11 protein-coding genes are annotated in these 8,924 nt (G+C 40.4%); 5 read left to right on the forward strand and 6 right to left on the reverse strand.

Annotated elements, in window-relative coordinates; translation table 11 throughout:
- On the reverse strand, window positions 1-1,454 hold a 1,454-nt coding region (gene dsbD, locus Q0296_RS10130), incomplete at its 3' end, for a protein-disulfide reductase DsbD (protein ID WP_298040215.1).
- A 97-nt stretch (window positions 1,455-1,551) separates the two neighbouring features.
- On the opposite strand from dsbD, the gene ppk2 reads away from it, so the two are divergent.
- Window positions 1,552-2,361 (forward strand): polyphosphate kinase 2, encoded by an 810-nt coding sequence (ppk2, locus tag Q0296_RS10135; RefSeq protein WP_298040217.1) that lies wholly within the window; start codon window positions 1,552-1,554, stop codon window positions 2,359-2,361.
- Window positions 2,362-2,412: 51 nt separating this feature from the next.
- On the opposite strand, the gene Q0296_RS10140 is transcribed toward ppk2, so the two are convergent.
- The 5 genes from Q0296_RS10140 to Q0296_RS10160 all read right to left on the reverse strand — a co-directional run bounded on the left by Q0296_RS10140 (window position 2,413) and on the right by Q0296_RS10160 (window position 5,988).
- The gene (locus tag Q0296_RS10140; protein ID WP_298040219.1) at window positions 2,413-2,844 is read right to left on the reverse strand and encodes a trehalose-6-phosphate synthase; all 432 of its coding nucleotides are present in this window, start codon (window positions 2,842-2,844) and stop codon (window positions 2,413-2,415) included.
- A 107-nt stretch (window positions 2,845-2,951) separates the two neighbouring features.
- Window positions 2,952-4,205 carry a major outer membrane protein gene (locus Q0296_RS10145; RefSeq protein ID WP_298040221.1) on the reverse strand — a complete coding sequence of 418 codons (1,254 nt, stop codon included), beginning with the start codon at window positions 4,203-4,205 and terminating at the stop codon, window positions 2,952-2,954.
- A gap of 202 nt (window positions 4,206-4,407) precedes the next feature.
- Window positions 4,408-4,941, reverse strand: coding sequence for a PaaI family thioesterase (locus Q0296_RS10150; RefSeq protein WP_298040223.1), 534 nt, complete (start codon window positions 4,939-4,941; stop codon window positions 4,408-4,410).
- An 8-nt stretch (window positions 4,942-4,949) separates the two neighbouring features.
- The gene (cmoB, locus tag Q0296_RS10155) at window positions 4,950-5,819 is read right to left on the reverse strand and encodes a tRNA 5-methoxyuridine(34)/uridine 5-oxyacetic acid(34) synthase CmoB (protein ID WP_298040233.1); all 870 of its coding nucleotides are present in this window, start codon (window positions 5,817-5,819) and stop codon (window positions 4,950-4,952) included.
- Window position 5,820: 1 nt separating this feature from the next.
- Window positions 5,821-5,988, reverse strand: coding sequence for a hypothetical protein (locus Q0296_RS10160; protein WP_002942642.1), 168 nt, complete (start codon window positions 5,986-5,988; stop codon window positions 5,821-5,823).
- A gap of 91 nt (window positions 5,989-6,079) precedes the next feature.
- Here Q0296_RS10160 and Q0296_RS10165 point away from each other — a divergent pair, with 91 nt between their 5' ends.
- The 4 genes from Q0296_RS10165 to Q0296_RS10180 form a co-directional block, all read left to right on the forward strand.
- Complete coding sequence (locus Q0296_RS10165) at window positions 6,080-7,159, forward strand: transglutaminase domain-containing protein (RefSeq protein WP_298040226.1); 1,080 nt, start codon at window positions 6,080-6,082, stop codon at window positions 7,157-7,159.
- Window positions 7,156-7,479 (forward strand): aryl sulfotransferase, encoded by a 324-nt coding sequence (locus tag Q0296_RS10170; protein ID WP_298040228.1) that lies wholly within the window; start codon window positions 7,156-7,158, stop codon window positions 7,477-7,479. Before Q0296_RS10165 ends, Q0296_RS10170 begins: the two co-directional genes overlap by 4 nt.
- Window positions 7,472-7,729, forward strand: coding sequence for a heavy metal-associated domain-containing protein (locus Q0296_RS10175; protein WP_012140020.1), 258 nt, complete (start codon window positions 7,472-7,474; stop codon window positions 7,727-7,729). The genes Q0296_RS10170 and Q0296_RS10175 overlap by 8 nt, the downstream gene beginning before the upstream one ends.
- 17 nt (window positions 7,730-7,746) lie before the next feature.
- Window positions 7,747-8,924 (forward strand): M28 family peptidase (locus Q0296_RS10180; RefSeq protein ID WP_298040231.1); only part of this gene is annotated, 1,178 nt, incomplete at its 3' end.

Raw genomic sequence — 8,924 nt, forward strand, 5'->3', positions numbered from 1 at the left:
GGCACTGGATTGCTTGAGTTTGTTAACATCTCATTTAGCTCGTTTAAATTTCTAGCTTGTTTGAAATTTAGCTCGCTCTCATTTTTTGTTAAATTTAGCCCAGAAAGCGGCGAAAATGCGTCTTTTGAGCCTAAAAATGCGCCAATTATTAGCATGAGTGAGTAGATAAAAACTAGCACGCAAAGCGCTTTTTTAAATTTAGCCCAGCCACCGTTTGTCGCTTCAAATGCGCCCAGATAGACTGCCGCAAAGACACCTATGACGCCATATCCAAGTAGCTCAAAAAACGCTCCAAGCACGCGCGCGAGGATCCAAACAGCCATGATGAGCATCAAAAAGCCAAAGAGTTTTTTGACCTCATCCATCCAGCCACCAGGTCTTGGCAGGAGCTTGCCAGAGCTTAGCCCTATCACAAGAAGCGGTGCGCCCATGCCCAGCCCCATAACAAAGAGCATGATGCCTCCATAAAGTGCGTCTCCGCTTTGCGCTATGTAAAGAAGTGCGCCTGCTAGTGGTGCTGCCACGCAGGGCGAAACGATGAGCGCAGAGGCAAAGCCCATGATGAAAACGCCGATGAGACCCGAGCTGTTTTGTGATTTTTTGCTGATCAAGTTTTCAAATTTAGAGGGCAGCTTGATGTCGTAAAAGCCAAACATACTAAAGCTTAAGATGACAAAAATGGCCGCAAATGCGCCGAGCACGTAGATGTTTTGCAAAGCCCCTGCGATGCCAAAGCCAAGTAGGCTTGCTCCAACGCCAGCAAGCGCGTAAGCAAGGCTCATCGCAACTACATAAACTAGCGAGAGCAAAAAGCCTTTTTTAGCATTTAGGCTGCCGCCCTTTGAGACGATGATGCTTGATAAGATCGGTATCATCGGAAATACGCAAGGTGTGAGCGAGAGTAGGAGGCCGTAGCCAAAAAAAGTGGCAAGCGAGATAAAAAAGTTTTTGCTGCTTAGCTCGTTTGCAATGCTTTGATCTTCTGAAAACTCGGTAAATTCAGGATTGGTTTCATCTTTTTGCTCTTTTTCAAAGGCTATGATGCTAAATTTGCCAAATTTCTCAAAGATGTCGTAAATTTTAGTTTGCGGGCGGTAACAGATGCCATTTTTAGCACATCCTTGATAGCTTAAATTTAGCCTAGCATTGCTGTTTTTAAGATGCTCTTTTACTAAATTTAGCGGGATAAACAGCGAAAAATCTTTTGGGTAAATTTCGTATTCGCCAGTGTTTTCACTCTTTGGCATATTTAGCAAAGAATTTATCTTCTCTTCGCCAAGCTTAACCTCAAAGCTATCTTTATAAAGGTAGATATTTTCGCCAAATTTAAACTTGATCTCAACGCCTTGTTCGTCGATACTTGGACTTAAAACAAATGCCTTGCTAACATCTAAAACCTCGGCAAAAAGTGAGCTTGCAAACAAAATAAGAGAAAAAATAAATTTAAAAAACATGCTAATCCTTGCTAAATCAAAAGAGATGATTTTAGTCTAAATTCTTAAATTTATTCTATTTTATAGTAAAATCTTGAAAATTTTAGAAGGAGCGAAGATGTCAAAGGATAAAAAACACCATAAGAGCGATAAGCTTGGCTACGAAGAAGAGCTAAGACTGCTTCAGATAGAACTTTTAAAATTCCAAAATCATGTCAAAGACAAGGGACTTAGAGTGCTTATGCTAATGGAGGGGCGAGACGCAGCCGGCAAGGGTGGCACGATAAAGCGCCTAACTGAGCATCTAAATCCACGCGGTTGCCGTATCGTGGCGCTTACAAAGCCAAGTGATGTCGAGAAGACGCAGTGGTACTTTCAAAGATATGTGACGCACCTGCCAAGCGCTGGCGAGATCGTCATCTTTGATAGGAGCTGGTACAACAGGGCTGGGGTTGAGCCTGTGATGGGCTTTTGCACGCAGGCTGAGCATAAGGAATTTTTGCGTGAAGTGCCAAAATTTGAAGAGATGATCATAAACTCAGGCATCATTTTTTTTAAAATTTACCTCTCGATCACAAAAGAGGAGCAAAAAAAGCGCTTTAAAGAGCGTCTAAACGACCCGCTAAAGCAGTTTAAGATCTCTCCAGTAGATCAAAAAGCGCAAGAACTTTGGGATCAGTACTCCATCGCCAAATACTCGATGCTGCTAGCCTCTCACAATAGCATCTCGCCGTGGGTGATCGTCTCAAGTGACAATAAAAAAGAGGCGAGGCTAAATGTTTTTAAATTTATCCTAACTCACGTTGAATACCCAAAAAAGATATATGACTACTTGAAATTTGACAAAAACGTCGTAAGGGACGGAAGTGAAGAGATAAAGCGCATAGAAGAGGGGCTTAATAAAGATAAGCTAAAGAGTATCGACTGAAAATTAGACTTGGCTGTAAATTTTGTGCTTTAAATTTACGGCCAAGTTTTGCTAAAGCCACCACATAAATTTAGCCAAAACGACCATCATCAGACAAAGCACAAGGGCTATGAGGTGTGAAAATTTGCCAAATGGATCTGGCTTTTTTAAGAAAGTGACATTAAGAACTGAGATAAAAGTGACAAGGCACATGAGAAGCAAAACCGCGATCTTTGCTAGCAAAAGCTTTTGAAAGTCGCTTTGCCACCAGCCATGCTCGCCTCCAAGATAGTCTTTTGCCATAAAAGCTCCACTTATCAAAAGCAGTAAAAATGCCGTGCCAAAAACTACTGCGCTACCTTTTGTATAGGCTTTTTTGACAGCTTCAAGCGTCTGGGGATTTATCGTTTTTTTGGCAAATGGATATATGCAAACATCGAAAAATACATAACCAATAAAAATAATGGCACAAACTAAATGCGTAATTAGAGAGAAAAGATACATTTTTTGCCCTTTTTGTTTGGCATTATATTTATTTTATTTGAAAGGATTGCTGATTTGGATTAAGGATTTAAAGAGGTCCGAGCGAAAGCTCGCTCGGATGTAGGTTTTTAGAAGCTATATTTTGCTTCAAATCTTATACGATCTTGCTCGAATTTAGCACCATCTTTTTTGTCTTTAGCAAATGCATACCAAGAAAGGAATGTAAGTTTTTTGCTGTATTTGTAGCTAGCATCAAGATACCACTCGTCTCTTTTTGCTCTATCTTTACCAAGTGCAAAGCTGTGACCTTTACCTTTAGTATATCCAGCGCCAAAGCCAAATTTATCTATGCTGTATCCACCATTAACAAACCAGTAGTCGTTGTTGCCTTTGATATTATTATAGAATTGTCTGCTACCACTCATTCCACCATTTAGGATTTTTGCTGGATTGATTAGATCACCATTTCCATCAAGAGTTACAAATGAAACTTTGTCTTTATTTTTTACATCTGTTTCTTTGTTTTTAGCATCAAAGTCTAGGTAACCAGCGTTAAATTTAGCACCAAATGCTTTAATACCTGCTTGAAGTGCCCAGAAGTCTGCATTAGCTACTAGCTCATGGTCTGCATCATTATGAACATACTGAGCTTTACCATTAATGCTTACATCATTGTTTATACTAAAGTCTACGCCAAGGTCTGCACCATAAAGTGTAGCTACTTCTTGAACATTTGCGATAGCCACTTTAAATGAAAGAGGATCATAGCTGCCAAGAGCTGCTAGGTAATAGATGTTTGATGGAGCATCATGCACTACACCCTTAGCTAAAACATCTGTTATTAACTTGCCACTTATATCCATATCTTCTGACTCTATGGCATCAAATGCTGCTGCCGCTAATGTAAGACCTTGAACATCAGTATTTACTACTTTAAGTCCTGTGCCTACTAGGTCTTTTGCATCATAGAAAGTGCCAAGTAGCTGTTTACCAGCTGTAATAGTAGTGTTGCCTACTTTGTAGCCTAGATACATCTCATATACACCAAACGATCCAGTTGTGTCTGTTTTGTCTGTTCCGCTTTTAACATTATCTCCTGAAATGTCTTTTGCTTCATATCTCAAATGTAAAACACCAAAGAAGTTGTCATCGATCGCAGCCTTAAATGCTGTTTGCATTCTAAATACGTGACCAGCATTGCTACCTTTTGTGGCTTCTGTGTTTGGCACTGATTTTTTAGTATGATCGTTTGTATAGCGATATCTTGCATATCCTGAAAGATCTACATTTTTTATAGCTTCTTCAAGTGGAGTTGCACTTGCAACGCTTGAAAATGCACCTAAAGCAACCAAAGCAGCTAAGCTAACTTTTGTAAGTTTCATTTTGAATCTCCTTTTGATAAAAAAGTTTTGAAAGGATATTAACACAGAAAATTAATTTTTAAGCTTAAAATTCACTAAATTTTCAAAAATTTGTTACCGATCGTTTAACAAATTGAGATAACAAGATAAAATTTCTCTTTTAAAATTTGAATTTATTTGAAGCAAATGATGAGAATTTATATCTCATCAGTTAAATTTGAGGCTAGCCTTGGGCCTGCGCCTTGTCGCGCTCTTTCTTTTGTCTTATAGCGGCTTCTTTTTGGATATTTTTTTGCTGAGTGACAAAGATATGCTCTTCAAGTGTGACTAGCTGAAAGACGCCCTCAAAGATTTTGATCTCTTTTACGTAGCCTATAACTTTTACCTCTCTTTTTCTGCTCTCTTCAAACCTTGCTTGTGCGTCAAATTCGACCACATCGCCAAGTTTGAGCGGTCCAAAGAAATTTATCCTAGCTCCGATGCTAACGCAAAACTCTTCATTTATAGCTAAAAGTGCTGCGTAGTTAGCCCCCATAAAGACAAAACCGCTATGTATGAGCCCCTCAGTGTCACTTACCATGTCAGCCGTGGTAAAAAATCTAGTTTTTGCGTGATTTTTCTCAAGTAAAAATGCCGTTCCACTAAAATTTAGCTTTGTTAAAGGAGCTGTTTTTATCTCGTTTCTTAGCGGGTTTTCGTCCTCTGGGAGGATTATTTGCGACTCGTCTTTTGCTTCAAAAATATTTTCATCTGCCATATTTATCCTTAAATTTTAACTCTTACATAGGCTCTTTTTGGTGCTGGATAGCCCTCGATGGTCTTTGTGCTGTCGTCTGGGTCTAAGAAATTTCCAAGACTCTCTCCGTCTATCCACTGCGTTTTTCGCTGCTCGTTTAGATCAGTCGCCTTTGTATCAAGCAGGTTAAAGTCCTTAAATTTAGCCCTCTCGCACCAGTTTTCAAGTGCGCTAAGCGTTGGCACAAAGTAGATATTTGGAATTTTGGAGTATCTATCTTTTGGCGTAAGTGCAAAGTCGCCCGCCATATCTATATACATCGTATCTAAAAATAGCTCGCCGCCAGGATTTAGCGCGGTTTTTAGCTCTTTTAGCATCTTTATAGGATCGCTTCTATGGTATATGACACCAAGGCAAAAAATGGTATCAAATTTCGCTGCGTATTCAGGCAAGCTCTCTACTCCAAGAAGCTCGTAGTCGATATTTGAGCGGATAAATTTATTTAAAAACTTAAACTGCAAATATGTATGCACGCTAGGGTCAAATCCAGTTATGCTTTTTGGGCCGTACTCAAGCATCTTAAACATATAATATCCGTTGTTGCAACCCACATCAGCCACGCTTTTGTTAGCTAAATTTAGGTGGGGCGCTAGGATGTTAAATTTAATAAAACTTTGCCACTCGCTATCTATATATATATCATCAAGTAAAAATGGCCCTTTTCGCCAAGGCTTTAGGCTAAGGGCGAGGTTGTAAATTTCATCTTTTTTGGCTTGGTCTAAATTTTTAAATTTGACATTTACGCTATCAGAGAGGCTAAATTCGCAATCAAAATTTGCTAAATTTTCTATCCTATTATAAATTTGCTTTTGCTGCTCGTTAAATTTGCTAAGATCCACGCTATTTCCAGTCGACGATGTTGTGCGGACACTCTTTTTGGTAGGTGCCAGTCGCGTCATAATACTCTTTACAATCGTTATAATACTGAGTCGAAACTCCACGCTCATTCATATAAAGACAACCGTTGCAAAATAGCGCTATAAAGCCTAAAAATATAATCTTTTTCATGTGGCGGATTTTATCATAAATAAAAATTTTATGCTAGAATAGCAGGCAGTTTTAGAGCCAAGTTTGGCTAAGATTAAGCAAAAGGCATTTTATGCAAAGAAGAGATTTTTTTAAATTCAGTAGTTTTTTAGGTGCAGCAAGTCTGCTTCCAAGTGTCACTCTAGCTAGCGACGAGCCAGCAAACCCAGTAGTTAGAAATTTTGACGTAAATTTCAAACACCAGCTGCTTGAAAAGGGCAAAAGCTCAAGAATTTGGTTGCCCCTTCCGCTAAGCACCACTTATCAGCAACTAACCCAAGACTACGTCATAAACACAACCGCTAAAAACGTCTATATCTCAGACACGCTAATACCAACAATGTATGGCGAATTTGAAGAAAATGAGCAAAGACCTATTTTAAATATCCAGTTTAAGATCCAAACAACAGAGCGCAATACCGACTTTAGCAAGGTAAATTTCGATCCAAATGAGAAGGTCGATCCTGCTGTTTTGGAGTTTTTAAAACCAACTTCACACATCCCAACTGACGGCGTCGTAAGGGCAAAAGCGCTTGAGATCGTTGGAAATTTAAAGGGCGATTTGGAGCGCGCAAAAGCGATATATACGTGGGTTGCAAACACTATGCAGCGTGATAACAGCGTCATTGGATGTGGCACGGGCGATGTTAAAGCCATCCTAGAAAGTGGCAAGCTAGTTGGCAAATGCACCGACATAAACTCAGTTTTTGTGGGACTTTGCAGATCAGTCGGCATCCCTGCTAGAGAAATTTTTGGCATTAGAGTTGGTCAGTCTAGATTTTCAGACCAAATGGGTAGCGCAAAAGATGGCGTAGCTAAAATTTCAGGCGGACAGCACTGCAGGGCTGAGTTTTATCTAAAAGGCTATGGTTGGATACCGGTTGATCCAGCAGACGTTACAAAGGTAAGACTGGGCGAGAAGCTTACAAACGATGACGCTAAGATCGTAGCTGTTAGGGACTATTGCTTTGGCAACTGGGAGATGTGCTGGATAGGCTTTAACTACGGACGTGACTTTATCTTAAAGCCAACTCCAGAGCAAACACCGCTAAATAACTTTGGCTATCCATACGCTGAAGTTGATGGCAACACGCAAAACTACTATTCGCCAAAAGAATTTAGCTACGACTACGTATCAACAGAGCTAAAATGAGAGCCTTTTGGCTGATACTAACATCCATAGGTAGTGCTATCGGCGCTACCTTGTGCTGCTTGCCGGCACTTCTTTTATTGCTTTTTGGCACATCTTTTTCATTTCTATCTTGGACACAAAATTTATACGAGTACCGCGTCCCTTTAAGCGTCGTGGCAGTCATTTGCTTTGTGATCTCAGGCATCGCTCTGTTTTACAAGCCAAAAAGCTGCAACCTAAGCTATAAAAAGAAAAAATGGATACTTATATATATACTTTTTGGAGTGATTTTGCTTTTACTCCTTACATATCCGGAGCTTTTAGGAGAAATTTATGCGTAAAATTTTAGTTTTAGCCCTTCTTGCACTTAGTTGCTACGCTGAGAAAACGATAGAGATTTCAGTACCCAGCATGCACTGTCCGCTTTGCACGGCGATAGTGCGAAAGGCCGCACTTAGCGTTGAGGGCGTAAAAAAGGCAGACGTGTCGCTAAAAGAGCGAAAAGCTGTCGTTATAGCAGATGACAAGGTCGATGAAAAAGAGCTTTTAAAGGCGGTTGATGCGACTGGCTATAAGGGCGAGATAAAATAAATTTAAGGGAGGCAAATATGTCAAAGAGCGAAGTTCTAACGAAATTTGAGACACTTGCAGCGATACCGCACTGCAGTTATGAGACTGATAAGATGCGTGATTTTTTAGCTGATTTTGCAAGAGATAAGGGCTGTGAAGTCGTGGTCGACAGCTTTGGCAACGTTCATGCGTTTAAAGGCAAGCCAAAAATTTGCTTGCAAAGCCACTACGATATGGTCTGCATGGGCGATGCGCCAAAGATAGAGATCGTTTATGGCGATGATGGCTACATGAGGGCTAAAAACTCGTCTTTAGGCGCTGATAACGGCATAGGCGTGGCTATAATGATGCAGATGATAAGCGAATTTGACGACATTGAGTGCCTCTTTACAAACAACGAAGAGGTCGGCATGGTCGGAGCTGCTGGTTTTAGCGGCGATCTTTTAGCCGATAAGCTTTTAAATTTAGACAGCGAAGAAGATGACCGCGTCACTATCGGCTGCGCTGGTGGTGTAAATTTATTTGCTACTATTGCGCTCAATAGCAAAAAAACAAAAGAGAGCACGCTTTATGAAGTAAAAGTGAGCGGCCTACCTGGCGGACACTCTGGCAACGAGATACATAAAAATATCCCAAATGCGATCAAGGTTTTGGCTACATTTGTGACTAAAAATGGCTGCAAGCTTGTTAAATTTGAAGGTGGCGAGCGAAGCAACTCTATCCCAAGTAGCGCAACTGCGCTTGTATTAAGTGATAAGGAGTTAAAGAGCGAGTGCGAAAATTTAAGCGTGAAAAAGCTTGGCGTGGGAGATGAAATTTTAGAAAATGGCGAGAAAATTTTAGCTCTTATCAACTCATTTTCACAAGGCGTAAGAGCTTACAACTGCGAGCTAGGCATACCGCAAGATAGCGTAAACCTCTCTTTAGCAAAGATCAAAGATGACGGCACGCTTGAAGTGGAGTTTTTCGCAAGGTCAATGAGTAAAGACGGCCTAAATAGGATGGAATTTGAAATTTCTGAGCTTGCAAAGGCGGTCGGTTTTAACGTCATTTCAAAAGATAGAAATCCAGCTTGGAAGCCCATAAATGATCAATTTGCAAACGACATCCTAGAAGAGCTAAAAATTTATAAGCCAAATGCAAGAATAACAGCCGTGCACGCAGGACTTGAGTGTGGAGTGCTTTTGGAGAAAAAGGCGGGCCTTAGTGCATGTTC

The organism is uncultured Campylobacter sp., from assembly GCF_937890585.1.
Lineage (GTDB): Bacteria > Campylobacterota > Campylobacteria > Campylobacterales > Campylobacteraceae > Campylobacter_A.